The organism is Streptomyces sp. NPDC005263 (assembly GCF_042872365.1).
Classification (GTDB): domain Bacteria; phylum Actinomycetota; class Actinomycetes; order Streptomycetales; family Streptomycetaceae; genus Streptomyces.
In genome coordinates, this window is record NZ_JBIAKJ010000002.1 from 858,068 (window position 1) to 883,852 (window position 25,785).

Here is a 25,785-nt window from a genome sequence, read left to right on the forward strand (position 1 = left end):
GAACTCCCCATGGCCGCGGAACCCGTGATCGTCGAGGCTGTACGCACCCCCATCGGCAGGCGCGGCGGCGCGCTCGCCAATCTGCACCCCGCCTATCTCCTGGGCGAGACCTACCGTGAACTCCTGGGCCGCACCGGCATCCCCGCCGACGCGGTCGAACAGATCGTCGGCGGCACGGTCACCCACGCCGGCGAACAGTCCATGAACCCCGCGCGCACCGCCTGGCTGGCCGTCGGCCTGCCCTACGAGACGGCCGCGACGACGGTCGACGCGCAGTGCGGCTCCTCCCAGCAGGCCTCGCACATGGTCGCCAACATGGTCGCGGCCGGGGTCATCGACGTCGGCATCTCGTGCGGCGTCGAGGCGATGTCGCGGGTACCGCTGGGGTCCGGATCGAAGCACGGGCCGGGGAAGCCGTTCCCCGACGAGTGGAACGTGGACCTGCCCAACCAGTTCGAGGCGGCGGAACGGATCGCGCGGCACCGCGGACTGACGAGGCAGGACGTCGACTCCCTCGGCCTCGCCTCCCAGGAACGGGCGGCCGTGGCCTGGGCGGAGGAGCGGTTCAAGCGCGAGACCTTCGCGGTGCAGGTCCCCACCACGGAGGACGAACAGGTCGCCGGGCAGGGCATGTGGCGCCTCGTCGACCGTGACGAGGGCCTGCGCGACACGTCGATGGAGGCGCTGGCGGGCCTCAAGCCGGTCATGCCGACGGCCATCCACACGGCGGGCAACTCCTCGCAGATCAGCGACGGCGCGGCGGCGATCATGTGGGCGTCGAAACGGATGGCGCGGGCGCTGAAGCTGCGGCCCCGCGCCCGGATCGTCGCGCAGGCCCTCGTCGGAGCGGACCCGCACTTCCACCTCGACGGGCCCATCGACGCCACCCGCGCGGTGCTGGGGAAGGCGGGCATGTCCCTGAAGGACATCGACCTCGTCGAGATCAACGAGGCCTTCGCCTCCGTGGTGTTGAGCTGGGCCAAGGTCTTCGAACAGGACCTCACGAAGGTCAACGTCAACGGCGGCGCGATCGCACTCGGTCACCCGGTGGGCGCCACCGGGGCCCGGCTCATCACCACGGCGCTGCATGAACTGGAGCGCAGGGACAAGGAGTTCGCGCTGGTGACGATGTGCGCGGGCGGCGGCCTGGCCACCGGCACGATCCTGCAGCGGCTGTAGCCGCCCACGGGAACGGGCGGGGCCCCACCCGGTCGACCGGGGCGGGGCCCCGACACCCACCACCCGGTTCGGGGGCGGCGGCGCCCGGACCGTGTGGGCGGCCCGGGCGCGGGTATCCGGATCGCACTGCGGCCGTCTCCGGCACCCGACCGAACCGAAGGAGAGGTACTCCATGTCCGCGTCCCTCGTGGAAACCGTCGATCTCAAGGCTCCCGTCGCCGTCGCCTGGGCGCTGTGGAGCGACGTGAACCGGTGGCCGTCCTTCCTGAGCCATGTACGCCGGGTGGAGAGGCTGGACGATCGCCGCTTCGCGTGGCAGTTACAACTCCCGGGCGCCGACAAGAGTTTCGTCGCCGAGCTCACCGAAGTGGTTCCGGAGGACCGCATCGCCTGGCACACCGTGGAAGGGGTCGATCACGCGGGCGTGGTCACCTTCCATCGCCTCAGCGACACCACGAGCCGGGTGACGCTCCAGATCGAGTACGACCCCAAGGGTTTCGTCGAGCACCTGGGCGCGCTCACCAACCTGGACTCGACACTCGCCAACTACGATCTCGGCGAGTTCCAGAAGCTGGCCGAGACCGCGGCAACGGCCTGACCTCTCGCGGTGAACGGCTGGTCGTCTACGCGTCGAAGGTGACGGGCGCCTCGAACGCCGCCCGGCGGGTGGCGCGGCGCAGGGCGCGCAGGAGCGCCGGGCCGACCAGGAAGGTCAGGACGACGGTGACCAGGGCCCGGCCCAGGTCCCAGCCCAGCGAGGTGGCCAGGCAGTAGGCGACGAAACGGGCCAGGTTGTCGGGGACCGCGGCGTCCGGGGCGAAGGCGATGCTCGACGCGTTCTGCTGCATGAACGGCCAGCCGGCCAGGTTCATCACCGTGCCGTAGGCGAAGGCGGCGAGGAAGCCGTACCCGGCCAGCAGGCCCAGCTCAGGCCGACCGCGCAGACGGTCGGCCCCCGGCAGCAGGCCCGCCCCCATCGTGAACCAGCCCATCGCCAGCATCTGGAACGGCATCCACGGGCCCACCCCGCCGGTGAGCAGCGCCGACGCGAACATCGTCACCGACCCGAGGACGAAGCCGAAGCCGGGGCCGAGGACCCGTCCGCTCAGCACCATCAGGAAGAACATCGGCTCGATACCGGCCGTTCCGGCCCCGATCGGCCGCAGCGCCGCCCCCGTCGCCGCCAGCACCCCGAGCATCGCCACCGCCTTCGGGCCGAGCCCCGACTCGGAGATCGTCGCGGCGACCACGGCGACCAGCAGGACCAGCAGACCCGCGAAGAGCCAGGGCGCGTCCTGCGCGTGCGCGCTGACCCGGGAGGCCGGCGGGGCGAGGAACGGCCAGCAGAAAGCGACCACGCCGACCCCACTGACCAGGGCGAGAGCGAGCAGGGAACGCGGACCGAGACGGACGGCGCGGGCCTGACGGGTGGTGTCGTGCGCGGCGGTCATGACAGCGCCTTGCGCACCTGGGCCACCGTGAGCCACTTCAGCGGCGCCAGGATCTTGGTGACCTGCGGGGCGAAGGACGGGGAGGCGACCACCACGTCCGCCGTCGGCCCGTCCGCGATCACCTCGCCGTCGGCCAACAGGACCACACGGTGGGCCAGTTCGGCGGCCAGCTCGACATCGTGCGTGGCCAGCACGATCGCGTGCCCGTCGGCCGCCAGCCCCCGCAGCACGGCGACCAGGCGCGCCTTCGCCGCGTAGTCCAGGCCCCGCGTCGGCTCGTCGAGGAGCAGCAGCGGAGGCCGGGCGGTCAGGACCACGGCCAGGGCGAGCGCGAGTCGCTGCCCCTCGGACAGGTCACGCGGGTGGGTGCCGTCGCTGATGCCGGGGAGCAGCTCGCGGACCAGCGCCCGGCAGGTGCCCGCCGCCGCGCCCGCGTCCCGGTCGGCGGCCGCGCACTCGGCGGCGACCGTATCCGCGTACAGCAGGTCCCGGGGTTCCTGCGGGACCAGACCCACCAGGCGTACGAGGTCACGCGGGGGAGTCCGGTGCGGTACGGCTCCGCCGACCCGGACGGATCCGGCGCCCGGCGCGATCAGCCCGACGAGCGCCGCGAGCAGCGTGGACTTCCCGGCGCCGTTGCGGCCCATGAGGGCGACGGTCTCGCCGGGACGGACGGCCAGGTCGATGTGGCGGAGGGCCTGGACGCGGTCGCGGCGGACGGCGAGGGAGCGGACGTCGGCCGTGGGGGCGCCCGTGGCATCAGGAGCGGTGGCGGCTGGGGTCTTTTTACGCAGGCGCCAGCGGGAGGCTGGGGCGGTGGTGGCGACGGCCGTGTCGCCGGTGGCGGAGAGGGCAGCGGGTGACGGGGGCGGTCCGGCGATGCGTCCGGGGCCGGGCTCGGCGACCGACCGGGCGAACGGTTCGTCTTCCACCGCCTCCCGCCCGGTCAGCCGTTCCCGCAGGGCGCCCGCGCGACGCCGGGCGTCCCGGACCGTCAGCGGCAGCGGGGACCAGTCGGCGAGGCGGCCCAGGCCCACCACCGGCGGGTACACCGGCGATACGGCCATGATCTCGGCCGGGGTGCCGAGGACCGGCGCCGCTGACGGCGTCGGGAGGAGAGCGACCTGGTCGGCGTACTGGATGACGCGTTCCAGACGGTGCTCGGCCATGAGGACCGTCGTACCGAGGTCGTGCACGAGCCGCTGGAGCACCGCGAGGACCTCCTCCGCCGCCGCCGGGTCGAGCGCGGACGTCGGCTCGTCCAGGACCAGGACCCGTGGGTGCGGGGTGAGGACCGAGCCGATCGCGACCCGCTGCTGCTGGCCGCCGGAGAGCGTGGCGATGGGCCGGTCACGCAGGTCCGCGAGGCCCAGCAGATCCAGGGTCTCCTCGACGCGGCGGCGCATCACGTCCGGGGCGAGGCCCAACGACTCCATGCCGTAGGCGAGTTCGTCCTCGACGGTGTCCGTCACGAAGTGCGAGAGCGGGTCCTGACCGACGGTCCCCACCACGTCGGCGAGTTCGCGCGGTTGGTGCGTGCGGGTGTCCCGGCCGGCGACGGTGACCCGGCCGCGGAGGGTGCCCCCGGTGAAGTGCGGGACGAGACCGCTGACCGCGCCCAGGATCGTGGACTTGCCCACCCCGGACGGGCCGACGAGCAGGACGAGTTCGCCTTCCGGCACCTCGAGGTCGACATCCCGGACGGTGGGTTCGGCGGCACCGTCGTACGTCACGGAGACGCTCTCGAAACGGATCACGACGGTTCCTTGAGTGAGGACGTGGGCGTGGGCTGAACGGACCCGGGTGCGGGCCCGGGCCGGGACACGGGGACGGAAGCCGGGGCCGGTGCGACGAAGGCAGGCAGGAGACCGAGGAGGACGGCCGCCGCGGGCCACAGCGGAAGGGCGGGGGCGACGAGGGGGACCACGCCGGGGTGCAGCGCCTCGGGGTCGTGGGAGGCGGCGAGGGTCAGCAGGACGGCGACGGCGGCACCGGACCCGGCGACCAGCCAGGCGCGGACGTCCCACCGGTCGGGGCGGTAGCGGGTGCGCAGCGAACGCCGGCCGCCGAGGTGCAGACCGGCCAGGGCGGCGGCGAGCCCGGCGAGCAGGACCGGCAGACCGTAGGTGCCGCCCTCGGCGGTCAGCAGACCGTACGTTCCCGCGCAGACGCCGAGCAGGCCGCCGAGAGTGAGGGCGGCGGTCGTACGGCGGACGCGGGCGGGAACGTCGGCGCTGCGGCCGTAGCCGCGGGCGTCCATCGCGGCGGCGAGGGAGACGGAGCGTTCGAGGGCGCCCTCCAGCACCGGAAGGCCCACGTGCAGCAGGCCGCGGACGCCCTTGTCCGGGCGGCCGCGGAGCCGGCGGGCGGCGCGCAGCCGCTGCACGTCGGCGATGAGGTTCGGGGCGAAGGTGAGGGCGACGACCACGGCCACACCCATCTCGTACAGCGCGCCCGGCAGGGACTTGAGTAGCCGGGCCGGGTTCGCGAGCGCGTTCGCCGCGCCGACGCAGATGAGCAGCGCGGCGAGCTTCAGACCGTCGTAGAGCGCGAACAGGAGCCCCTCGGCGGTGACCGTGCCGCCGAGGCGGATGCCCTGCGCCCAGTCGGGGAGGGGGACTTCGGGGAGGGTGACGAGCACGTGCGTGCCGGGCACGGGGGAGCCGAGGACCACGGCGAACAGGAGGCGGATGAGCAGGACCGCCAGGGCGAGTCTGGCGAAGGCGGAGTAGGAGTGCGCGGTGGGGGTGTCGGGGCGGCGGGCGGCCACCACGTAGGCGGAGGCGGCGATGAGCAGGGCCAGCAGGAGGGGGTTGGTGGTGCGGGTGGCGGCGGTGCCGAGGCCCAGGGCCCAGAGCCACCAGGCACCGGGGTGCAGCCCGGCCCGGCGCTCTGCCCGTCGGCCGGACCACTCGCGGCTACGACCCATCCCTGCGCCGCCTGGCCTGCCACGCCGCCGCCGCGCCCAGTACGGCGACGGCGGCCACCCCGGCGAACAAGCCCACCGAAGGCCCCCCGCCCGCCGACTCCTGGTCCTTCGCCTGCGCCTCCCGCGTCCCCTGCTCCGGGTTGTGCTCCTCGGACGTGGCCCCCGGCGTCCTTCCCGTCGCCACCTGCTCCCCGCAGCCGGTCCTCGGGTAGCCCGCGATCGCGCACAGCAGGGCGCCGGTGTCGTAGCGGAGCGGTTTGGCGACGGACGCCAGGGCCTCCGCCGTCGTGGCGTCGGGGGAGACGACGGCGCACGCCGTTCGTCGCGGCGGCGGGCTCTCGCCGGACGGGGCGTCCGTCCTCGTGCCGAAGTCGATGACCAGGGCCACCCTCTTGCTGCCGTCGCGTGCGGGCGAGTGAGCGCAGATCGTGCCGAAGTCGGCCGCGGTACGCGGCTGTGCGGCGTCGCCGGAGTCCTCGCTCACCGCGAAACGGAAGCCCTGGACGTCTCCGTCGGAGGGGCGGGCGGTGGAGGGCCCCTGGGTCGCGTACGTCCACCGGTCGCCGTCGCGGTCCCAGAAGGACCAGTAGCGGTAACCGGCGGCCTGCGCCTGCCCCACGGCCCCCACCAGGAGGAACAGGACGGTCACGAACAGCGTGACGGCACGGCGTCGGGTCACGGCCGCTTCCTCTTGGCGCGGCCGCTGAGCAGGAAGCCGATGCCGGCCCCGGCGGCGAGCCCCGCGCCGACCATCCACCAGACGTTCCCGCCGCCCGAGCCGTCGTCCGCGGCGGACTCACCGGACTCACCGGACCCCGCGGGCGCCGTCTGCGGGGCCGGTCCGGTCGCGTTGAGCTGCCGCACCAGGTCCGTGCCGCCGAAGTCGCGCGGGTCCGTGCCGGTCGCGTGCGCGGCGAACACCAATTGGGCGTAGGCGGCGGGCCCGCTCTGCTTCGCCCACGCCGACGAGTTGCGCTCCAGCCACTTCAGGGGCCCGGCGGCCCGCTCGGCCCCGCCCTGCGCGGCGAGCGCGACCACGGCGTCGGCGGTGTTGCCGAAGTCGGGCTGGTCGGTGGCGCCGGGGAGGGCGGACATCAGGTGGCCGTCCTTCCCGAGCGCCTTGGTGAGATAGGCGGCGCCGTTGGCGGCGGCCCGCTGCGGGGAGGGGGAGCCGGAGTCCGAACAGACGGCGGCCTCGCCCTTCATGGCGGGCTCCACCATCAGTCCCTTGCCGAGCGCCCCCACGACACCGGCCGCGGTGGCGTCCGCGTTGGCCGCCAACTTCCGCTTCTTGTCCGGCTGGAAGGCGAAGGCCCCGGAGCCCTCGCCCTCGCACGGCAGGGCCAGCTTCACCAGGGCGTCGTACGGCGACCGGCCGCCCTTCTCGATCCGCGCGGGCTTCTCCCCCACGGCGGTCAGCGCGCCGACGACGACGGACGTCGAGTTGGTGTCGCTGGCGCCGCCGGGAGCGTAGCCCCAGCCGCCATCCGTGTTCTGCACGGACTTCAGCCAGGCGACGGCCTTGCCGGTGGCGGCCCGGTGACCGCCGAGCGCGGTGAGGGCCTGGACGGCGGCGGCCGTGTTGTTGGTGTCGACCATGACCTTGGCGTCGCACGGCTTGGAGACGTCGGCGCGGAACGGAGCGAAGGCGCCGTTCGCGCACTGCTGCCCGGTCAGCCAGTCCACGGCCGACGTGGCGGGCCGTACGCCCACGGTGTGCTGGGCGAGCAGCGCGAGGGACTGACGCCAGACGCCGTCGTACGTCGGGTCGGAGCTGCCGTAGAGCCCGGAGGGGAGCGCGGGCGGCGCGGCCGGGGAGGGGCCGGCGGCGACGGCGGGCGAGGTGACGGCGCCGATCACGGCGGTGGCGGCGGCCAGGACCATGGCGCGGCGGCGGACGTTCATGATCGGCGGGTGCCTCTCCCTGGGGGAGTCAAACAGCACGGGACACCCCGGCGGCTCGGCTCCGTATACCTCGACGGTGCCGCACACCGGCCGGTCGCCGGTGCACGTGAGCCGGTCACCTCCGCGCGGGGCAATCCGGCTCGCCGCCTCGACGGGCGGCTCAGGGTTGCGGGCCAGCGCCGGATTCGCACCGGCTTCCCCCCGTACGGGCGTGATCACGACCGGTCCACTCTACCGGCCCGTGCGCAACGCCCCACGGGGTGCCCGCGGGTGACGGATCACCGGCGGACGCGGGGAGTCGCGCCTGCGAAGGGCAGGAACAGGGTGCGGGCGGCCAGGAGCCAGGTGTCGTCAGGGGTGCGGTGGAAGGTGTCCTGATAGTGGCCGATCTGGACCGGAGGGCCGGCCGGGATCATGCCGCCCTGGTGGCCGTCGACGCGGTAGGTCGCGAAGTACGAGATGGCTGTCGCGGTGTCCGGGGAGGTGACCGTGACGAGGATGTTGGACATATGCGGCGGGAGAGCCGGTCGGCGGGGCGGGAGCCGAAGTAGTCGCGCAGCGCGTCCCGTCCCCTGATCAGCCGCTCACCCGCCGGCCACTCCCAACTGCCTTCCTCCGTGAAGAGTTCGGCCACGGAGGACGGGTCGCCGAGGTCGAGACGGTGGACGAAGTCGACGATCAGACGTTCACAGGCGCGTTCGGCGAGAAGGTGCTCCATGGTCAAGTTGTAGACGGCCGCGCGCGACCCGGCCACCGTTTTACACGGCCACGTACGTCACCGGCTCGCTCCCCGTCACCGCCTCCGCCCGGCCCAGCTTCACCAGTCGGCGCAGATGGGCCTCGGCCTCCGAGACGGCGATGTTCCTGGAGCCGTGCGGGATCTGTTCCCAGGGGCGGTTCCACTCCATGCGCTCGGCGAGCTGCCAGGGGGTGAGGGGCTCGGCCAGGAGGGTGAGCAGGCCGGTGAGGCGGTCCTCATGGTGGGCGAGCAACTCCGCTACCCGGGACGCCGCGTCGGTGAAGACGTGCTGGTGGGCCGGGAGTACCTCGGCGGGGGCGAGGCGGCCGACGCGCTCCAGGGAGTCGAGGTAGTCGCCGAGGGGATCGGTGACGGTGGCGTCGTCGGGATCCTCGTACAGGCCGATGTGCGGGGTGATCGCGGGGAGCAGGTGGTCGCCGGAGAACAGGCGGCCGCGGCCCGGGAGTCGGGCGGGGTGCTCCTCCTCCAGGTGCAGGCAGACATGGCCCGGGGTGTGGCCCGGGGTCCAGATCGCGCGCAGCCGGCGGCCCGCGAGGTCGAGGAGTTCGCCGGGCACGATCTCCCGGTCGGGCAGCGCGGGGGCCAGTCCGGGCAGGGCGCGGTGGGGGCGGTCGGCGCGCAGGGGCGCCACGTGCTCCTCGGGGGCGCCGGCGGCTTCCAGCTTCGCCGTCATGTAGGTGAACCAGCGTTCGGGGCGGGTCGAGCGGGTCCGCCGTACGATCGCGCCGTCCGCCGCGTGCATCGCGATCCACGCGCCGGACGCCTCGCGCACCCGGCCGGACAGGCCGTGGTGGTCGGGGTGGTGGTGGGTGATCACCACACCGTGGATCTCGCCGGGGGAGGTGCCGCAGGCGGCCAGACCGTCCGTGAGGGCGTCCCAGGAGGCCGGGTCGTCCCAGCCGGTGTCGATCAGGACCGGTCCGCGGTCGGTGTCGACGACGTACACCAGGGTGTGGCCGAGGGGGTTGTCCGGGATGGGGACCCGCAGGGACCGGACGCCGCCGCCGTGGTCGTACACCTGCGTCATGGGCTCCCCAATCGCCGCGTGATCGCCGGGTTCCGGCCACGGGGCCGAGTATAACTAGAACGCGTTTCGATGGGAGCCCCGGACGACCTTCCCCTCCGGGCCGGACGACCTTCTCGCCCTTGTCCCGCCCGTGGACTCCTCCGAGTGGAACTGGTATCAGTTCCCTATCTGATGAACCGTCAGAGACTGTCGCTCCGGGGAGGCCCTCGCCATGACCGAGCTCGTGGAACACGGACAGCTGTTCATCGGCGGGGAGTTGACCGACCCCCTGGGCACGGACGTCATCGAGGTCGTCTCCCCGCACACGGAAGAGGTCATCGGACGCGTGCCGCACGCCTCGACGGCGGACGTGGACCGGGCGGTGGCCGCCGCGCGCGCCGCCTTCGACGAGGGGCCCTGGCCGCGGATGTCACTGGACGAGCGGATCGAGGTGGTCACCCGGATCAAGGACGCCATCGCCGTGCGGCACGAGGAGATCGCCCGGGTGATCTCCTCCGAGAACGGGTCGCCGTACTCCTGGAGCGTCCTCGCCCAGGCGCTCGGCGCGATGATGGTGTGGGACTCGGCGATCACGGTCGCGCGGAACTTCACGTACGAGGAGACCCGTGACGGCGTGCTCGGCCGCATCCTGGTCCGGCGTGAACCGGTCGGGGTGGTCGCGGCCGTGGTCCCCTGGAACGTCCCGCAGTTCGTGGCCGCCGCCAAGCTCGCGCCCGCGCTGCTCACCGGCTGCACGGTGGTGCTCAAGCCGTCGCCCGAGTCGCCGCTGGACGCGTACATCCTGGCCGACATCACGCGCGAGGCCGGTCTGCCGGAGGGTGTGCTCTCGATTCTCCCGGCGGACCGCGAGGTCAGCGAGTACCTGGTCGGGCACCCGGGCGTGGACAAGGTCTCCTTCACCGGCTCGGTGGCGGCCGGCCGACGGGTCATGGAGGTCGCCTCCCGCCATCTCACCCGCGTGACACTGGAGCTGGGCGGCAAGTCGGCGGCGGTGGTGCTGCCGGACGCGGACCTGGAGGCGGCGGTGGCGGGGATCGTCCCGGCGGCCTGGATGAACAACGGGCAGGCGTGCGTGGCGCAGACCCGCATCCTGCTGCCGCGGTCGCGCTACGACGAGTTCGCCGAGGCCTTCGCGGCGGCGGCCGGCGCGCTGGTGGTCGGCGACCCGCTGGACCCGGCGACGCAGGTGGGCCCGCTGGTGGCCGAGCGTCAGCAGCGACGCAACCTCGACTACATCCGCGTCGGCCAGGAGGAGGGCGCGAAGATCCTCACCGGCGGCGGACGTCCGCCGGGCCAGGACCGGGGCTGGTACGTCGAACCGACTCTCTTCGGCGATGTCGACAACTCGATGCGGATCGCCCGCGAGGAGATCTTCGGCCCGGTGATCTGTCTGCTGCCCTACGGCGACGAGTCCGAGGCGCTGAAGATCGCGAACGACTCCGACTACGGCCTCAGCGGCAGCGTGTGGACGGCGGACGTCGAGCGCGGCATCGACGTCGCCCGGCAGGTCCGTACCGGAACGTACTCGGTGAACACCTTCAGCCTCGACATGCTCGGCCCGTTCGGCGGGTACAAGAACTCCGGACTGGGGCGGGAGTTCGGACCTGAGGGCTACGGGGAGTACCTGGAGCACAAGATGATCCACCTCCCGGCCGGCTGGGAGGGCTGAGCGATGGCGGCACCTCCCGCGCGAGCGAACTCGGGCGTGGGGGCGGGTGACCGCTGGCGGATCGACGTCGACCGTTCCCTGTGCATCGGCTCCGCGAGCTGCCTCCACCACGCCCCCGACGGCTTCCGCCTCGACACGAGCCGCCAGTCCCACCCCGTCGAGCCGGAGGCCAACGCCAACGAGAAGGTCCTCGCGGCGGCGGAGGCCTGCCCGGTGGAGGCCATCGTGATCACGCTGCTGGGGAGCGGGGAGCCGGTGTTCCCGCCGGAGGAGTAGGGGGAGGACTAGGGGGGCGCTCGCGGGGGCAAAGAATCATGGCCCAAGGGTGTTATGTCCCCGTATAAGCGTTCTATCATGATAAGTGGCCTACGGGACGAGTGAGGGAGTTCGACCGGAGTAGCCGACTGTGGCGAGACGCTCAGGCATCCGCCGCGGCCGACGTCGACGGTCTGGCTGAGAGGCCGGAAGGCAGTAGCAGAGCCGGAAGGCGACCCCCAGCACCTGATCCGGGTAATACCGGCGAAGGGAACCCGTCTCGTAGGTTCTTCGCGCGCTCAGTCCCGGTCCGGGCTCTTCGGATCGATCAAGCTCAGGTGGGCTCGGGTCCCTCGGATCGATCGAGCTCAGGTCCCGTCCGGGTCCGTCAGGTCGATCAACCGGCACACCGTCTCGATGTCGATCTTTACCTGGGCGATGGAGGCGCGGCCCGACAGCCAGGTGGTCAGCGCCGAGTGCCAGGTGTGCTCGATGACGCGGACGGCGGAGAGCTGCTCCGGGGTGGGCTTCTCCAGGCCCATCGCGTCCAGGATGATCGCCGTTGTCTGGCGGGAGACCTGGTCGACCTCGGGGCTGACGCTGCGGTCCGCGAACGTGAGGGCGCGGACCATCGCGTCGGCCAGATGCGGCTCGCGCTGCAGCGCGCGGAACGCCCGCATCAGCGTCTCCGCCACCCGCTGCGCCGCCGACTCGCCCGTCGGCGGCTTCTTGCGCAGCGTGCCGTGCATGTGCTCCAACTGGTCCTGCATGGTGGCCACCAGCAGATGCACCTTGGACGGGAAGTAGCGGTACAGCGTGCCGAGCGCCACCTGCGAGGACTCGGCGACCTCCCGCATCTGAACCGCGTCGAAGCCGCCCCGGCTGGCCAGTTGGGCGCTCGCGTGCAGGATCCGGCGGCGGCGCGCCTCCTGCCGCTCGGTGAGGGGCGAGGACAGCGCCTTGTTCGCCTTGGCATCCACAGGCATGGGTCCCGTTCCGTGACAGTCGGTGAGGAGCAGTGATCACTCAGCATGACAGGGCGGGCCGGTCGTGGCGTGAATCACCTGATCCACTGCTCCCAGCGCCCCTACCAGCCGGTAGATTCAGAGCCTCCCGAACGATCAAGTCTGAAACTTGTTCTAGATTAGCGTCCCGTCGTAGTCTCGCGGGACAGTGCAGGCAGAAGGGGGCTCGGAGTGACCGCTGAGGCCAGTCAGGCGGGGTCCCGGCAGGACCCGGCCGCCGACGGCGGGCGACCGCTCAACATCGCACTCCTCACCTACAAGGGAAACCCGTTCTGCGGCGGCCAGGGCGTCTACGTACGGCACCTCTCGCGTGAACTCGCCCGGCTGGGCCACCGCGTCGAGGTCATCGGCTCCCAGCCCTACCCCGTCCTCGACGAGGGTCACGACGACCGCCTCTCGCTCACCGAGCTGCCGAGTCTCGACCTCTACCGCCAGCCGGACCCGTTCCGCACCCCCGGGCGAGCCGAGTACCGCGACTGGATAGACGCCCTTGAAGTGGCGACGATGTGGACCGGCGGGTTCCCGGAACCACTGACGTTCTCCCTCCGCGTGCGCCGCCAACTGCGCGCCCGGCGCGGCGAGTTCGACGTCGTGCACGACAACCAGACGCTGGGGTACGGGCTGCTGGGCGACATAGGCGCCCCGCTCGTCACCACCATCCACCACCCCATCACCGTGGACCGGCAGTTGGAGCTGGACGCCGCCGACGGCTTCAAGCGCCGCTGCTCGGTGCGCCGCTGGTACGCCTTCACCCGGATGCAGAAGCGGGTCGCCCGCCGCCTGCCCTCGGTGCTCACCGTCTCCGGCACGTCCCGCCAGGAGATAGTGGACCACCTGGGGGTGCGTCAGGACCGTATCCACGTCGTCCACATCGGCGCCGACACCGACCTGTTCTCGCCCGACCCCTCGGTGCCCGTCGTGCCGGGCCGGATCGTGACGACCTCCAGCGCGGACGTACCCCTCAAGGGCCTGGTCTTCCTCATCGAGGCGCTCGCCAAGGTCCGCACCGAGCGCCCCGACGCCCACCTCGTCGTCGTCGGCAAGCGGCCCACCGAGGGCCCGGTCGCCCAGGCGGTCGAGCGCTACGGCCTCGAAGGCGCCGTCGACTTCGTGAAGGGCATCTCGGACGCCGAACTCGTCGACCTGGTGCGCTCGGCACAGGTCGCGTGCGTGCCGTCGCTGTACGAGGGCTTCTCGCTGCCGGCCGCCGAGGCCATGGCGACCGGCACCCCGCTGCTGGCCACCACCGGCGGCGCGATCCCCGAGGTCGCCGGCACCGACGGTCAGACCTGCCTGGCGGTACCGCCGGGCGACGCGGGAGCGCTGGCCGCCGGCCTGAACAGGCTCCTGGACGACCCGGAACTGCGCGCCCGGCTCGGCCGCGCGGGGCGGGAGCGGGTGCTGGAGCGGTTCACCTGGGCGAAGGCCGCGCAGGGCACGGTGGCCCGGTACCGCGAGGCCATGGCCACCGCGGCGGGAGAGGGCGTCGGCCCCTCCGGGCCCGCCCGTCCCGGCCGTGCCGTGGGCGCAGAGGTTGTTGACGTTGTATCCGATCGCGAAAGCAGGGCCACGTGCTGACCGTCGACTTCTCCCGGTTCCCGCTCGCCCCGGGCGACCGTGTCCTGGACCTCGGATGCGGTGCCGGCCGGCACGCGTTCGAGTGCTACCGGCGCGGCGCCCAGGTCGTGGCGCTGGACCAGAACGGCGAGGAGATCCGCGAGGTCGCGAAGTGGTTCGCGGCGATGAAGGAGGCGGGGGAGGCCCCGGAGGGCGCCTCCGCCACCGCCATGGAGGGCGACGCCCTCGCGCTTCCCTTTCCGGACGAGTCCTTCGACGTCGTCATCATCTCCGAGGTGATGGAGCACATCCCGGACGACAAGGGCGTACTCGCGGAGATGGTGCGGGTGTTGAAGCCGGGCGGCCGGATAGCCGTCACCGTCCCGCGCTACGGACCCGAGAAGGTCTGCTGGACGCTGTCCGACGCGTACCACGAGGTCGAGGGCGGCCACATCCGCATCTACAAGGCGGACCAGCTGCTCGCGAGGATGAGGGAAGCCGGTCTCAGGCCGTACGGCACCCATCACGCGCACGCCCTGCACTCCCCGTACTGGTGGCTGAAGTGCGCGTTCGGCGTCGACAACGACAAGGCGCTGCCGGTGCGGGCGTACCACAAGCTGCTGGTCTGGGACATCATGAAGAAGCCGCTCGCGACCCGGGTCGCCGAACAGGCGCTGAACCCGCTGATCGGCAAGAGTTTCGTGGCGTACGCGACCAAGCCGCACCTGCCCCGGCTGTCGGACACCGAAGCCGGGACCCAGGCCGAGGCGGAGGCGGCCGCCCTGTGACCACCCCCCGGACAGAACACCTCGTCCTGCCCGGGGTCCTCACCGCCGAGCAGGCCGCCGCGACCGTCGCCGGGCTGCTCGCCGTACAGCGGGAGGACGGGGCGATCCCGTGGTTCCGCGGGCACCACCTGGACCCGTGGGACCACACCGAGGCGGCCATGGCGCTGGACGCGGCCGGTGAACACGAGGCAGCCGAGCGGGCGTACACCTGGCTCGCGCGGCACCAGAACGAGGACGGCTCCTGGTACGCGGCCTACGCGGACGGGGACCCCGACGACGTCACCGACCGCGGCCGGGAGACGAACTTCGTCGCCTACGTGGCCGTCGGGACCTGGCACCACTACCTGTCCACCGGCGACGACACGTTCCTCGACCGCATGTGGCCGACCGTCTACGCGGCGATCGAGTTCGTGCTGCGGCTCCAGCAGCCCGGCGGGCAGATCGGCTGGAAGCGCGAGGACGACGGCACGCCCGTCACGGACGCGCTGCTGACCGGCTCCTCCTCCATCCACCACGCGCTGCGCTGTGCGCTCGCGCTCGCCGAGCAGCGTGAGGAGCCGCAGCCCGACTGGGAGTTGGCGCTCGGCGCGCTGCGGCACGCGATCCGCCGGCACCCGGAGCGGTTCCTCGACAAGGACCGCTACTCGATGGACTGGTACTACCCGGTGCTGGGCGGCGCGCTGACCGACGCCGAGGCCAAGTCCCGAGTGGAGGAGGGCTGGGACCGGTTCGTGGTCCCGGACCTCGGGGTGCGCTGCGTCGACCCGAACCCGTGGGTGACGGGCGGCGAGTCGGCCGAACTCGCCCTCGCTCTGTGGGCATTGGGCGAGTCCGACCGGGCGCTGGAGATCCTCCAGTCGATCCAGCACCTGCGGGACACCGAGTCGGGCCTGTACTGGACGGGCTACGTCTTCGACGACCAGGCCGTCTGGCCGCAGGAGCTCACCACCTGGACGGCCGGCTCCCTCCTCCTCGCCGTCGCCGCCCTCGGCGGAGACGAGGCGACCTGCACGGTCTTCGGCGGCCACCACCTGCCGAGAGGCCTCGACCCGGACTGCTGCGCCTGAGCCCCCGGCACGCCCCGGGGGCTCAGCGCGGGCCCATCCGGCACGACCGGGCGCTCAGAACGGCCAGGCGCTCAATGCCGGTGCATCCGGTTGGCGATGGCGTGGCCGACGAACAGGTAGACCACGGCGGCCAGTCCGTAGCCCGCCACGACCCGCGCCCAGGCCTCGTCGAAGGTGCTGTGCTTTCTGGGGGTGCCCCCCAGGCCCCCGGGTCACGCGACCAGTGGGCGTGCGGGTTGTTCGCCGGAGACCCGCGGGGCGCTCTCGCCGACGCGCTCGCTACGGCCGGGCCCTCAGCGCCGGCGCGTTCAGAACGGCCAGGCGCTCAATGCCGGTGCATCCGGTTGGCGATGGCGTGGCCGACGAACAGGTAGACCACGGCGGCCAGTCCGTAGCCCGCCACGACCCGCGCCCAGGCCTCGTCGAAGGTGAACAGGTCACGCGACCATCCTGCGAGCCAGGATGCCGCGTCGTGGACGAACTGCACCAGGTCGTTGGCCCGGTTCGCGTCCAACAGATACATGAGGATCCACAGTCCGAGGATGACGGCCATGACGTCCGCGACCACCGCGATGACCGTCCCCGCGGAGTTGGAACCGCTGCGATATCGAGAGGACATGACTTCCGGATGGCCCCGAATCTCTGTTTGAAACCATGAGCGTTCGCGGCGGGGCATTCCCCATCCGTTCCGTCGCGGTACTTCCTGACGGCGCCCGGTGTTCGAGATGATGGCTCACGCTTCTGCCCCCGGGAGAGGCTGGAGAGCCGGTGTCCGACACAGACAGACCGCACGCACCGTCCGCCCCTGAGACCCCGCGTCCTCTCGCGGAGCCCCGACTGGCCACCCGGCACCGGGAACGAGGGCGATTACCGCGCCATGTGGTCCTCGCGCTCCCGCTGGCCCTCGCCGGACTGATCTCGCTCCTCCTCTCCGGCAACGCGCTGCGCCCCTTCGAGACCATCGCCACCATCGAGGCCCGCATGGCCTCCAAGTCGGACTACTTCAGGGACCCCGAGGTGCGGCGGCTGTTGCTGGAGAACGGCATACGGGTCGACATCCACCGGCTCGGCTCCCGAGGAATCGCCACGCAGCCCCTGCGGGGCATGGACGTCGTCTTCCCGTCCGGCCAGCCCGCGGCCAAGCTGATCCTCGACCGGCAGGACCGCTCCGTGCGTTCGGTGCGGCCGTTCGTCTCACCACTGGTCCTCGGCACGTTCCGGGACTACGCCGAGACGCTGGTACGAGCAGGCGTGGCCACCCCGCAGCCGGTCCAGGGCGGCGGACGAACGCTCTACTACGACCTCGACATGCACAAGTTCATGGGCCTGCTCGACGGCCTCGACGGCGGGCGGGACACCGCCGACCAGGACCGGGACGGCACACTCGAACGTGCCGACACCTGGAACGGCATCGGTTTCGACGAGCCCGGAGCGCACAGCAACAGCGGACGCGTCCTGGTCCGCACCTCCAACGTCTGCGAGTCCAACGCGGCCGGCACCTACCTGAGCACGCTCGCTTTCGTGGAGAACCGGAACAGCACCCCGGGCGCGGGCGAGCCCGACAAGAAGAAGGCCGCCCGGGAGGCCCTCGACATCGCCGCCCGGATCAAACCCCTCATCGACCTGCAGGGCATGCCGGCCGACGAGCAGGCCGAGAGCTATCTCTCCGCCCTCGGCGAGAGCATCGCGCCGATCTCCCTGATCTACGAGCACCAGTACCTGGCCCACCAGATCGACTACGAGCGCGAGCACCACCGCCAGGACACCAACCGCGTCCTGCTCTATCCCACCCCGTACGCCCTGACCGAGCCGCAGCTCATCTCGCTCAGCGGCAAGGGCGACAAGCTGGTCGCCCTGATCGCGACCGACCCCGAACTGCGCCGACGCGCCATTGAGTTGGGATTCCGGGTCCGCTTCTCCGGCGAGGACGGCACCAGCGAGCAGCTCAACGCCTACCTGCGCGGCCGCGGCATCCAGGTCCCGACGCCGAACCGCGACCAGACCAAGGTGTACGAACCCGACCTGGACGTCCTGGAGAAGATCATCACCTACGTGGGTGACTGCCCACCGCCCGTCCGGGACACCTCGTGAGCCACCAGCGGCGCCGCGCCCGCGCCCTCACCGCCTGCCTCGCCCTGACCCTGCTCGCCGCTCTTCTCTCCTCCTGCACAAAGGACCGGGACGACATCACCCTGCGGGTCCTGGCCAGTCCCGAACTCGCAGACCTGGAGCCGCTGTTGGACCAGCTCGAGGACGACACCGGCGTCCGGCTGGACATGGACTACAAGGCGACGGCCGACCTCGCGGACGCCCGGAGCGGGGGCTACGACCTGGCCTGGCCGGTGTCCGACCGTTCGTTCCTGCTGGGACTGCGGGACTCGGGCGGCAAGGCGGCCCGACCCGAGTCGACCGCGATCATGCGCTCCCCGGTGGTCGTCGGCCTCACCCCCAGGACCGCGCGCACCCTGCGGGCCCGGACCCCCGGCGGACACCTCTCATGGGCGGACCTCGCGGACGCCGCCGCCGACGGCACCGTACGGTTCGGGATGCCCGACCCGCGCACCAGCGACACCGGCCGGGCGGCCCTGGTCGGCGTCGCCACCGCGGCCGCCGGCACCGGCAGCGCGCTGCGCGAACAGGACGTGTCCTGCGACCGGTTGCGTGGTTTCCGCTCCGGCCAGACCCTCACCGGGGCCAGTTCCCGGGACCTGGTCGACACCTACGTACGCCATCAGGACCGGGCCGACGCGCTGATCGCCCACGAGTCCGAACTGCTGTCCCTGAACGCCACGAAGAAGCTGCCACACCCCCTGGAGATCGTGTACCCGGAGGACGGCATGGTGCTGTCCGACTTCCCGCTGCTGCTGCTCGACACCGGGGAGCGGTCCGCGTACCGGAAGGTGGTGGACTGGCTGCTCGGAGCCGACACGCAGCAGCAGCTGACCCGGCGCACCTGGCGGCGCCCGGTGAACCAGGACGTACGGCCCGCGCCACGACTCCGCGCGGAGATCGGCAACGCGCTGTCCTTCCCCGACCGGCTGTCCACCGTGGAACGCCTGGTCACCGACTACGGGGACCCGACCCGGCAGACCACCGACCAGGTGGTGTTCGTGCTGGACTTCTCCGGTTCGATGCGCGGGTCGCGGATCGCCGCGCTGCGGGCCGCGTTCGCCGGGCTCAGCGGCGCCGACCCGACCTCCACCGGGAAGTTCGCCCGCTTCTACCGGGGAGAGCGGCTGACGGTCGTACGGTTCGGCGGACGGGTACTGGAGGAGCGCACGGTGACCGTCCGCGGCGACAAGGACCTCCGCACACTCGAAGAGACCGTGGCCGAAGGCGGCTTCGGCGACTCCACCGCCCTCTGGTCGGCCCTCGACCGCGGCTACCGCATCGCCGCGGACGCCCTGCGCGACGAGCCCCGACGGCCCGTCTCCATCGTGCTGATGACGGACGGCGAGAACAACGCGGGCATCGGCTACCAGGAGTTCCTGCGCCGGTACGGCCGGCTCGGCGCGCGGGCACACGAAGTACCCACCTTCCCCGTCCACTTCGGCGAGGCCGACCCGGCCGCACTGCGGAAGGCGGCCGACGCGACCGGCGGCCGCGTGGTCGACGCCGGCAGGTCCTCGCTCTCCGACGCGTTCAAGGAGATCCGTGGGTGTAATTGACAGTGAGTGGTGGAGCATGTGGTGGCCGTGGATGGCCGTCTGGTTCGGGACGGTGGCGTGCCTGGGCGTGCTGCTCCAGTACGCCGTGGCGCGCTGGGGACTGCCCCGCAAAGGACGCCGGGGGGACCGGCCGGTGATCTCCGGCATGTGCATCTATGTCAACGAGATCTGGGTCAAGGACATCGCCGACATGCACGGCATACCCCACACCGACGAGATGACGGTCGCCGCCAAGGTCGCCACCGTCCGTGGGCTCGGGGTGTTCGCCCGGTTCGGCCCCGGCGGCGGAAAGGCACAGCACGACGAGACCAAGGAACGCGTGGTCGAGTACCTGGAGCAGAACACTCCGATGAAGGCGCTGAGCCTGATCATGGAGAAACTGCGGGCCCGGGACTGGGTGGTGGACGCCGACCTCACCGCCGGGCGGCTCGACCCGAACGGGGCCCTGGCCAGGAGGCTGCGTGCCGCGCATGACCGGGAAGGGGCGCCCCTGACCGCCGTGCGCTCGGACTTCGTCCTGGTCACCGGTCTGTTCACGGCCGACCGTGCGGACGCCGGCGGCATCGTGCTGCGGGCCCGCTACAGTCCCGCCACGGCAGCCGCGCGGGTGCGGATCAGCTGCCGGGAGAACTGGGTCCGCGAGGAGTTCCGGGTCGAGGACTACGCGGAGGGCGAGTTCCCCGCCACCTGCCTCGGCCGGGTGCGCGTCTGGAACGGCGCGACCGGGGAACTGACGCTGGACCCGGTGTCCGTGTTTCACTGAGGCCCACGGAACGGCCCGCCCCCGACTACCCGTTCAGCTCCGCCAGCACCCGTAGCGTGGTGCGGTCCGGGGACACGGCCAGCAGGTCCGTCACCGGACCCTTGCGCCATGACTCCAGCCGTTCGGCGATGCGTTCACGGGGTCCGACCAGGGAGATCTCGTCGGCGAACGCGTCCGGCACGGCGAGCACGGCCTCCTCCCGACGGCCGGACAGGAACAACTCCTGGATCCGCCGGGCCTCCCCTTCGTACCCCATGCGGGCCATCAGGTCGGCGTGGAAGTTGCGGGCCGCGTGGCCCATCCCGCCGATGTAGAAGCCGAGCATCGCCTTGACGGGCAGCAGCCCTTCGGTGACGTCCGCGCAGACCCGCACCTGCGCCATGGGAGCGACCTGGAAGCCTTCCGGCAGGTCGGCCACCGCGTCCCCGTACGCCTCGGGCCGGTTCGGTGACCAGTACAGCGGCAGCCAGCCGTCCGCGATCCGGATCGTCTGGGCCACGTTGCGTGGTCCCTCGGCGCCCAGCAGGACGGGCAGACGGGGGCGCAGCGGGTGGGTGATGGACTTCAGGGGCTTGCCGAGGCCGGTGGCGTCGGGGCCGCGGTAGGGGAGGGGGTGGAAGCGTCCGTCCAGTTCCACCGGTGCCTCGCGCCGCAGCACCTGCCGTACGACGTCCACGTACTCCCGGGTCGCGGTCAGCGGTGACTTCGGGAAGGGCCGCCCGTACCAGCCCTCGACGACCTGCGGACCGGACAGGCCGAGCCCGAGCGTCATGCGGCCGCCGGAGAGGTGGTCCAGGGTGAGGGCGTGCATGGCGGTGGCGGTCGGGGACCGGGCCGCCATCTGGGCGACCGCCGTACCCAGCCTGATCGTCGAGGTCTTCGCGGCGATCCAGGTGAGCGGGGTGAACGCGTCCGAGCCCCAGGACTCCGCGGTCCACACGGAGTCGTAGCCGAGCCGCTCCGCCTCCCGGGCCAGCTCCACATGGTGCGCGGCGGGGCCACGGCCCCAGTAACCGAGTGCCAGCCCGAGCCGCATACGCCCTCCAGGTGTCTGACGGTACGTCAGTTACCGGTCCGGGCAGCGACTGTACGACAACGGCCCCCCGCCCGGAAGGGCGAGAGGCCGTTCGTACCCGGACCCGGGAGAACTCAGCCGCGCTGGATTCCCGTGGTGTCCTGCAGCACGCCACGACGGCCGTCCTGCGTCTGCGCGATCAGCGCCGGACCGCGCTGCTCGACGGCGAGGTACCAGGTACCCGGGGCGAGTTCGGCGATCGGCGTCGGCGAACCGTCCTCCGCGAACAGCGGACGCGGCACCGGCACGGCGAACCAGAACGGCGAGAAGTCCGCCGCCGGGGCCGGAGGCTGCGTCTGCTGCGGCTGCCCGCCGTAGGGCTGACCAGGCTGCGGCTGACCGCCGTACGGGGCCTGCTGGGCACCGGGGTAGCCGTAACCACCGGGGGGCTGGGCGCCGTAGGGCTGCGGGGCGGCGGGCTTGGGCGCGGGGACGAGGGCGCCCTTGAGGGCCGGGACCAGGGGGGTGGCGACGGCCGCCGCCGCCATGACCAGGGTGGCGATGAGGGCGAGGATCAGACCGATGCCGGCGCTGACACCGCTGCCCGAACCGGAGCCGACGTTGTCCGTGCCGCCGAGCGGGTCGAAGATGTTCCCGAGCGCGCTCCAGGCCGCGAAGACGGTGAACGCGACACCGAACTGACCGAGGTCGAGACCGGCGACCTTGGGGACCTGCGGCAGGCCGTGGGAGACGATGACAAGGGCGGCACCGATGATGCCCGCGAGGACGACCCCCATCAGGACCGGTCCGCTCTCCCAGGAGTTGGGGAGCTCGGCGCTGTCGGGGGCCCCGTCGATCGAGTAGATGTCGAGGAACGACGCGATCAACAGCAAAACCGCTGCTCCGATCACCACGCCGTCGCCTCTAGTGAGGGAGCGGATATTCACTTCAGGTCCTTCGTAGGTCGTCTCGTCGTCGGTGGAGGCGTCGCTGTCACCATGTCGCCCTCGGGCCCTGGTGTGAAGCGCAGGGGGTGGCCCCTCATCGTAGGGACGACACTATCGTCCGCCCCTACAAGGTGTCCGCCCGGATCAGCGCGCTGATCACTACCCGCGCACGAAACTCACGATTCCTTCAGAGATCCCTTGAGCCGCTTTCTGCCGCCAGGCACCACTGGTGAGCAATGCCGCGTCCTTGCTATCGCGCATGTTGCCGCACTCGATGAACACCTTGGGAACCGTTGACAGATTGAGACCGCCCAGGTCGGTGCGGGTGACCAGCCCGGTACCGCCGCCGATGTAGTTGGACGGCGCGCTGCCCGTGACGCGTACGAAGGTCCCCGCGACGCGCTCGCCGAGCTCACGCGAAGGGGCGACGACGGCACGGGTGTCGGCGGCGCCCGCGTGCACACGGCCCGGCAGGATGACGTGGAAGCCGCGGTTGCCGACCGCCGAGCCGTCCGCGTGGATCGACACCACCGCGTCCGCGTGCGCCTCGTTGCCGATCCGGGCCCGCTCGTCCACGCACGGACCGTAGGGCCGGTCGCCGTCCTGGGTCAGCTTCACCGTAGCGCCCTGCCGTTGCAGGATCGCGCGCATCCGGTGGGCGACGTCCAGCGTGAACCGGGCTTCCTCGTAACCGGAGTTGGTGGCCGTCCCCGTGGTGTCGCACTCCTTCGAGTTCGTCCCGATGTTCACCTTGCGGTTGATCGCGGCCGTGTTCTTGAAGTTGCCCGGGTTGTGCCCCGGGTCGATGACGACCACCTTGCCCCTGAGCGGGCCGGACCCGACGGGCGCGGACTTCGTCGTGTCCGGTGCCGTCGTGTGCGGCGTGGGGCTCGGCTGCTTGGCGTTGTCGTGCCCGGCCGTCCTCGGCTCGGAGAGGGTCGGGGAGACGGGCGCGCTCGACGACGCGGGCGTCCCCACCGCCTCCGTCGAGTCCCCGCCGGTGCCGCCGACCGTCTCGTACACCAGCCAGCCGAGCAGTGCCCCCGGCACCAGCGCGGCGAGGGCCACCGTGAGGGGGCGACGGGAACGGCGGGGCTGGGGAGGATCGAAGTCCGGGCCTACGTACGACACGACAGCCACCTTACGGGCCGACCGCGGGCTTGGGAGACACACCCACGGCGAGAGCGCACCGGGGTCCGGCGGCCTTTGTCGCGCGGCGGGCGGATCAGAAGCGGCCCGTGCCCGTACGCCGCAGCACCCGGAGCGAATCTGTCGCCGAGACCTCCGTGAACGCGCCGGACTCCAGAGCCCGGAGGTAGACGCGGTAGGGGGCCTGGCCGGTGAACTCGTCGACCGGGTCCGGGAACACGTCGTGGATGACGAGCAGTCCGCCCTCGGCGACCTGCGGCGCCCAGCCCTCGTAGTCGGCGTTCGCGTGCTCGTCGGTGTGACCGCCGTCGACGAAGACCAGGCCGAGGGGCGTGCCCCACACCTTCGCCACCTGCGGCGAGCGGCCGACGAGGGCGACCACGTGTTCCTCCAGGCCCGCCCGGTGCAGGGTGCGGCGGAAGGTGGGCAGGGTGTCCATCAGGCCGAGTTCGGCGTCGACCGTCTCCGGGTCGTGGTACTCCCAGCCGGGCTGCTGCTCCTCGCTGCCGCGGTGGTGGTCGACGGTGAGCGCCACGACCCCGGCCTCCCGCGCCGCGTCGGCCAGCAGGATCGTGGACCGCCCGCAGTACGTGCCGACCTCCAGCAGCGGCAGCCCGAGCCGCCCGGCCTCGACGGCCGCCGCGTACAGGGCGAGCCCCTCGTGCACCGGCATGAAGCCCTTCGCGGCCTCGAAGGCGGCCAGGATCTCGGGCTTGGGGGCGGCGGGCATGGGGGTCCCTTCGGTCGTACGAGCGCAGAGAGTCATCTGGATGTTCGAGGCGCCCATGCTGCCGCACCCCCTGCCACGGATGCGACAGGGGGTGCGGAGTGAGACGGCCGGGGCGTCAGGCGGAGACGGTCTCGCCCGGCAGTGACAGGTCCAGGTCGACCGGTCGGTGGTCGCCCGCGTGGGTGGCGGACGAGGCGAGCGGGCCGTGACCGGCGGCGCGGGCCGCCAGGACGTAGGCGCCCTGGGCCGGTACCGCGATGACGTAACTGCCGTCCTCGGCGGAGAGGGTCGCGCCCGCCTGCCGGCCGCGCAGGTCGATCAGGGTGACCTTGGCGCGGGGGACCGGGGTACCGGTGGCGTCCAGGATCCGCCCGCGGAAGCCGCGCAGCGCCTCCTCGGCACGCTCCAGGTTGGCGTCCTCCTCGCTGCTGGCCCGCAGCTGCGGCTTGGTGGCCGGGCGGGTGCGGGGCAGGAAGAGGGCGAGGACCAGGCCGAGGGCGACCGCGGCGGTCGCGATCAGGAAGGAGACCCGGAAGCCGTGCATGGTCGGGATCGCCACGCCGTTCACGTCGTTCGCGGTGTTGGCGAGGACCATCCCGATCACGGCGCTGGACACCGACGTACCGATGGACCGCATCAGGGTGTTGAGGCCGTTGGCGGCGCCCGTCTCCGAGGCCGGGACCGCGCCGACGATCAGCGCGGGCAGCGAGGAGTAGGCGAGGCCGATGCCCGCGCCGAGGATCACGGCGATGACGAGGCTCTGCCAGGGGGCGCTCATCAGGCCGAGGCCGGCGCCGTAGCCGATGGCGATGATCAGCATGCCGAGGATCAGGGTGGCCTTGGGGCCGTACTTCGCCGACAGGCGGGCGTAGACGGGCGCCGTGAGCATCATGGTCAGGCCGAGCGGCGCCACCAGCAGGCCCGCGGTGACCATCGACTGGCCGAGGCCGTAGCCGGTGGCCTTCGGCAGCTGGAGCAGCTGGGGCAGGACCAGCGAGACGACGTAGAACGAGACGCCGACCATGATCGAGGCCAGGTTGGTGAAGAGCACGGCGGGGCGGGCCGTGGTGCGCAGGTCCACCAGGGGAGCCTTGAGACGCAGCTCCATCACGCCCCACAGGACGAGCACGACCGCCGCGGCGCCGAACAGGCCGAGCGTGGTGCCGGAGGTCCAGCCCCAGTCGCTGCCCTTGGTGATCGGCAGCAGGAAGAGCACCAGACCGGCGGACAGGCCGATCGCGCCCAGCACGTCGAAGGTGCCCTCGGCCCGCGCCGGGGACTCGGGGACGACGAGGAGGGTCAGGGCGATGGCGAAGGCACCGAGGCCGGCGGCGCCGTAGAAGAGGGCGTGCCAGTCGGCGTGCTGGGCGATCAGGGCCGCGGCGGGCAGCGCGAGGCCGCCGCCGACGCCGATCGAGGAGCTCATCAGCGCCATCGCCGAGCCGAGCTTCTCGCGGGGCAGCATGTCGCGCATCAGGCCGATGCCGAGGGGTATCGCGCCCATCGCGAAACCCTGGAGGGCGCGGCCGACGATCATGGTGAGCAGATCACTGGTGAGGGCGCTGGTCAGGGCGCCGACCACCATCACCGCGAGGCTGACGATCAGCATGCGCCGCTTGCCGTACAGGTCGCCGAGGCGGCCCATGATCGGCGTGGCGACGGCGCCGGACAGCAGGGTGGAGGTCAGGACCCAGGTGGCGTTGCTGGGTTCGGTGCCCAGCAGCTGCGGCAGGTCCTTGATGACCGGGACGAGCAGGGTCTGCATCACCGCGACCACGATGCCCGCGAACGCGAGCACCGGGACGACGGCCCCGCTCGCTCTGCGTGCGGGCTGGTCGGTCGACGTGTGCGTCATGAAGTGAGGCCTCCAGGCCTGGAACGAGGGTGAGCCGGTTGAACCG

At 72.2% G+C, this 25,785-nt stretch carries 23 protein-coding genes, 1 pseudogene and 2 riboswitches; of the genes and pseudogenes, 10 read left to right on the forward strand and 14 right to left on the reverse strand.

The window, feature by feature from the left end; all coding sequences use genetic code 11:
* Positions 1–9: 9 nt before the first annotated feature.
* Complete coding sequence (locus tag ACFYRY_RS11125; RefSeq protein ID WP_389142474.1) at positions 10–1,179, forward strand: steroid 3-ketoacyl-CoA thiolase; 1,170 nt, start codon at positions 10–12, stop codon at positions 1,177–1,179.
* 172 nt (positions 1,180–1,351) lie between these two features.
* Complete coding sequence (locus ACFYRY_RS11130) at positions 1,352–1,777, forward strand: SRPBCC family protein (RefSeq protein WP_389142476.1); 426 nt, start codon at positions 1,352–1,354, stop codon at positions 1,775–1,777.
* Positions 1,778–1,802: 25 nt separating this feature from the next.
* On the opposite strand, the gene ACFYRY_RS11135 is transcribed toward ACFYRY_RS11130, so the two are convergent.
* The 7 genes and pseudogenes from ACFYRY_RS11135 to ACFYRY_RS11165 all read right to left on the reverse strand — a co-directional run bounded on the left by ACFYRY_RS11135 (position 1,803) and on the right by ACFYRY_RS11165 (position 9,251).
* Entirely contained in the window at positions 1,803–2,630 is an 828-nt protein-coding gene (locus ACFYRY_RS11135; protein ID WP_389142478.1) for an ECF transporter S component, read from the reverse strand.
* Positions 2,627–4,387: an ABC transporter ATP-binding protein gene (locus ACFYRY_RS11140; RefSeq protein WP_389142480.1), complete on the reverse strand. Its 1,761-nt coding sequence runs from the start codon at positions 4,385–4,387 to the stop codon at positions 2,627–2,629. Before ACFYRY_RS11140 ends, ACFYRY_RS11135 begins: the two co-directional genes overlap by 4 nt.
* A complete protein-coding gene (locus ACFYRY_RS11145) occupies positions 4,384–5,559 on the reverse strand; it encodes an energy-coupling factor transporter transmembrane component T (protein WP_389142482.1) in 1,176 nt (391 codons plus the stop codon). The genes ACFYRY_RS11140 and ACFYRY_RS11145 overlap by 4 nt, the downstream gene beginning before the upstream one ends.
* Positions 5,549–6,238: an SCO2322 family protein gene (locus ACFYRY_RS11150; RefSeq protein WP_389142484.1), complete on the reverse strand. Its 690-nt coding sequence runs from the start codon at positions 6,236–6,238 to the stop codon at positions 5,549–5,551. The genes ACFYRY_RS11145 and ACFYRY_RS11150 overlap by 11 nt, the downstream gene beginning before the upstream one ends.
* Positions 6,235–7,464: a prenyltransferase/squalene oxidase repeat-containing protein gene (locus ACFYRY_RS11155; protein WP_389142486.1), complete on the reverse strand. Its 1,230-nt coding sequence runs from the start codon at positions 7,462–7,464 to the stop codon at positions 6,235–6,237. The genes ACFYRY_RS11150 and ACFYRY_RS11155 overlap by 4 nt, the downstream gene beginning before the upstream one ends.
* A 128-nt stretch (positions 7,465–7,592) precedes the next feature.
* A riboswitch (cobalamin riboswitch) is annotated at positions 7,593–7,665 on the reverse strand.
* 77 nt (positions 7,666–7,742) lie between these two features.
* Positions 7,743–8,182, reverse strand: a pseudogene (locus ACFYRY_RS11160) (nuclear transport factor 2 family protein).
* Between the two features lie 40 nt (positions 8,183–8,222).
* Positions 8,223–9,251: an MBL fold metallo-hydrolase gene (locus ACFYRY_RS11165; RefSeq protein ID WP_389142488.1), complete on the reverse strand. Its 1,029-nt coding sequence runs from the start codon at positions 9,249–9,251 to the stop codon at positions 8,223–8,225.
* Positions 9,252–9,462: 211 nt separating this feature from the next.
* Here ACFYRY_RS11165 and ACFYRY_RS11170 point away from each other — a divergent pair, with 211 nt between their 5' ends.
* Both ACFYRY_RS11170 and ACFYRY_RS11175 read left to right on the forward strand, forming a co-directional pair.
* Entirely contained in the window at positions 9,463–10,920 is a 1,458-nt protein-coding gene (locus ACFYRY_RS11170; protein WP_389142490.1) for an aldehyde dehydrogenase, read from the forward strand.
* A gap of 3 nt (positions 10,921–10,923) precedes the next feature.
* Complete coding sequence (locus ACFYRY_RS11175; protein ID WP_389142492.1) at positions 10,924–11,196, forward strand: ferredoxin; 273 nt, start codon at positions 10,924–10,926, stop codon at positions 11,194–11,196.
* Positions 11,197–11,289: 93 nt separating this feature from the next.
* A riboswitch (TPP riboswitch) is annotated at positions 11,290–11,465 on the forward strand.
* A gap of 78 nt (positions 11,466–11,543) precedes the next feature.
* On the opposite strand, the gene ACFYRY_RS11180 is transcribed toward ACFYRY_RS11175, so the two are convergent.
* The gene (locus ACFYRY_RS11180; protein WP_389142494.1) at positions 11,544–12,161 is read right to left on the reverse strand and encodes a TetR family transcriptional regulator; all 618 of its coding nucleotides are present in this window, start codon (positions 12,159–12,161) and stop codon (positions 11,544–11,546) included.
* A 210-nt stretch (positions 12,162–12,371) separates the two neighbouring features.
* On the opposite strand from ACFYRY_RS11180, the gene ACFYRY_RS11185 reads away from it, so the two are divergent.
* Genes ACFYRY_RS11185 through ACFYRY_RS11195 form a run of 3 tightly spaced genes read left to right on the forward strand, consistent with a single transcriptional unit; the run spans position 12,372 to position 15,612 of the window.
* The gene (locus tag ACFYRY_RS11185; protein ID WP_389142496.1) at positions 12,372–13,778 is read left to right on the forward strand and encodes a glycosyltransferase family 4 protein; all 1,407 of its coding nucleotides are present in this window, start codon (positions 12,372–12,374) and stop codon (positions 13,776–13,778) included.
* Entirely contained in the window at positions 13,772–14,545 is a 774-nt protein-coding gene (locus ACFYRY_RS11190) for a methyltransferase domain-containing protein (protein WP_389142498.1), read from the forward strand. Before ACFYRY_RS11185 ends, ACFYRY_RS11190 begins: the two co-directional genes overlap by 7 nt.
* Positions 14,542–15,612: a prenyltransferase gene (locus ACFYRY_RS11195; RefSeq protein ID WP_389142500.1), complete on the forward strand. Its 1,071-nt coding sequence runs from the start codon at positions 14,542–14,544 to the stop codon at positions 15,610–15,612. Before ACFYRY_RS11190 ends, ACFYRY_RS11195 begins: the two co-directional genes overlap by 4 nt.
* A gap of 325 nt (positions 15,613–15,937) precedes the next feature.
* On the opposite strand, the gene ACFYRY_RS11200 is transcribed toward ACFYRY_RS11195, so the two are convergent.
* Positions 15,938–16,231 carry a hypothetical protein gene (locus tag ACFYRY_RS11200; protein ID WP_356765290.1) on the reverse strand — a complete coding sequence of 98 codons (294 nt, stop codon included), beginning with the start codon at positions 16,229–16,231 and terminating at the stop codon, positions 15,938–15,940.
* A gap of 149 nt (positions 16,232–16,380) precedes the next feature.
* Between ACFYRY_RS11200 and ACFYRY_RS11205 the strand changes: the two genes are divergently transcribed.
* The 3 genes from ACFYRY_RS11205 to ACFYRY_RS11215 are packed head-to-tail and all read left to right on the forward strand — an operon-like array spanning position 16,381 to position 20,043.
* Positions 16,381–17,703, forward strand: a complete 1,323-nt coding sequence (locus ACFYRY_RS11205) for a hypothetical protein (protein WP_389142502.1) — start codon at positions 16,381–16,383, stop codon at positions 17,701–17,703.
* Entirely contained in the window at positions 17,700–19,280 is a 1,581-nt protein-coding gene (locus ACFYRY_RS11210; RefSeq protein ID WP_389142504.1) for a substrate-binding domain-containing protein, read from the forward strand. The genes ACFYRY_RS11205 and ACFYRY_RS11210 overlap by 4 nt, the downstream gene beginning before the upstream one ends.
* Positions 19,267–20,043 carry a hypothetical protein gene (locus ACFYRY_RS11215; RefSeq protein WP_389142506.1) on the forward strand — a complete coding sequence of 259 codons (777 nt, stop codon included), beginning with the start codon at positions 19,267–19,269 and terminating at the stop codon, positions 20,041–20,043. The genes ACFYRY_RS11210 and ACFYRY_RS11215 overlap by 14 nt, the downstream gene beginning before the upstream one ends.
* Positions 20,044–20,068: 25 nt before the next feature.
* Here ACFYRY_RS11215 and ACFYRY_RS11220 read toward each other — a convergent pair whose 3' ends face one another.
* The 5 genes from ACFYRY_RS11220 to ACFYRY_RS11240 form a co-directional block, all read right to left on the reverse strand.
* On the reverse strand, positions 20,069–21,079 hold the full coding sequence (locus ACFYRY_RS11220; protein WP_389142508.1) for an LLM class F420-dependent oxidoreductase: 1,011 nt from the start codon (positions 21,077–21,079) through the stop codon (positions 20,069–20,071).
* A gap of 113 nt (positions 21,080–21,192) precedes the next feature.
* Positions 21,193–22,005 (reverse strand): hypothetical protein, encoded by an 813-nt coding sequence (locus ACFYRY_RS11225; RefSeq protein WP_389142510.1) that lies wholly within the window; start codon positions 22,003–22,005, stop codon positions 21,193–21,195.
* A gap of 159 nt (positions 22,006–22,164) precedes the next feature.
* Positions 22,165–23,136, reverse strand: a complete 972-nt coding sequence (locus ACFYRY_RS11230; RefSeq protein WP_389142512.1) for an N-acetylmuramoyl-L-alanine amidase — start codon at positions 23,134–23,136, stop codon at positions 22,165–22,167.
* Between the two features lie 94 nt (positions 23,137–23,230).
* Positions 23,231–23,884 (reverse strand): class I SAM-dependent methyltransferase, encoded by a 654-nt coding sequence (locus ACFYRY_RS11235; protein WP_389142514.1) that lies wholly within the window; start codon positions 23,882–23,884, stop codon positions 23,231–23,233.
* Positions 23,885–23,999: 115 nt separating this feature from the next.
* Positions 24,000–25,739: an MFS transporter gene (locus ACFYRY_RS11240; protein WP_389142516.1), complete on the reverse strand. Its 1,740-nt coding sequence runs from the start codon at positions 25,737–25,739 to the stop codon at positions 24,000–24,002.
* Positions 25,740–25,785 lie beyond the last annotated feature (46 nt).

Bases quoted from the DNA above. Each gene is read 5' to 3' on its own strand.
- ACFYRY_RS11235 (WP_389142514.1), bottom strand. From the start codon at position 23,884: ATGCCCGCCGCCCCCAAGCCCGAGATCCTGGCCGCCTTCGAGGCCGCG.
- ACFYRY_RS11155 (WP_389142486.1), bottom strand. From the start codon at position 7,464: ATGAACGTCCGCCGCCGCGCCATGGTCCTGGCCGCCGCCACCGCCGTG.
- ACFYRY_RS11240 (WP_389142516.1), bottom strand. From the start codon at position 25,739: ATGACGCACACGTCGACCGACCAGCCCGCACGCAGAGCGAGCGGGGCC.
- ACFYRY_RS11130 (WP_389142476.1), top strand. From the start codon at position 1,352: ATGTCCGCGTCCCTCGTGGAAACCGTCGATCTCAAGGCTCCCGTCGCC.
- ACFYRY_RS11135 (WP_389142478.1), bottom strand. From the start codon at position 2,630: ATGACCGCCGCGCACGACACCACCCGTCAGGCCCGCGCCGTCCGTCTC.
- ACFYRY_RS11165 (WP_389142488.1), bottom strand. From the start codon at position 9,251: ATGACGCAGGTGTACGACCACGGCGGCGGCGTCCGGTCCCTGCGGGTC.
- ACFYRY_RS11125 (WP_389142474.1), top strand. From the start codon at position 10: ATGGCCGCGGAACCCGTGATCGTCGAGGCTGTACGCACCCCCATCGGC.
- ACFYRY_RS11175 (WP_389142492.1), top strand. From the start codon at position 10,924: ATGGCGGCACCTCCCGCGCGAGCGAACTCGGGCGTGGGGGCGGGTGAC.
- ACFYRY_RS11200 (WP_356765290.1), bottom strand. From the start codon at position 16,231: ATGTCCTCTCGATATCGCAGCGGTTCCAACTCCGCGGGGACGGTCATC.
- ACFYRY_RS11145 (WP_389142482.1), bottom strand. From the start codon at position 5,559: ATGGGTCGTAGCCGCGAGTGGTCCGGCCGACGGGCAGAGCGCCGGGCC.
- ACFYRY_RS11180 (WP_389142494.1), bottom strand. From the start codon at position 12,161: ATGCCTGTGGATGCCAAGGCGAACAAGGCGCTGTCCTCGCCCCTCACC.
- ACFYRY_RS11170 (WP_389142490.1), top strand. From the start codon at position 9,463: ATGACCGAGCTCGTGGAACACGGACAGCTGTTCATCGGCGGGGAGTTG.
- ACFYRY_RS11220 (WP_389142508.1), bottom strand. From the start codon at position 21,079: ATGCGGCTCGGGCTGGCACTCGGTTACTGGGGCCGTGGCCCCGCCGCG.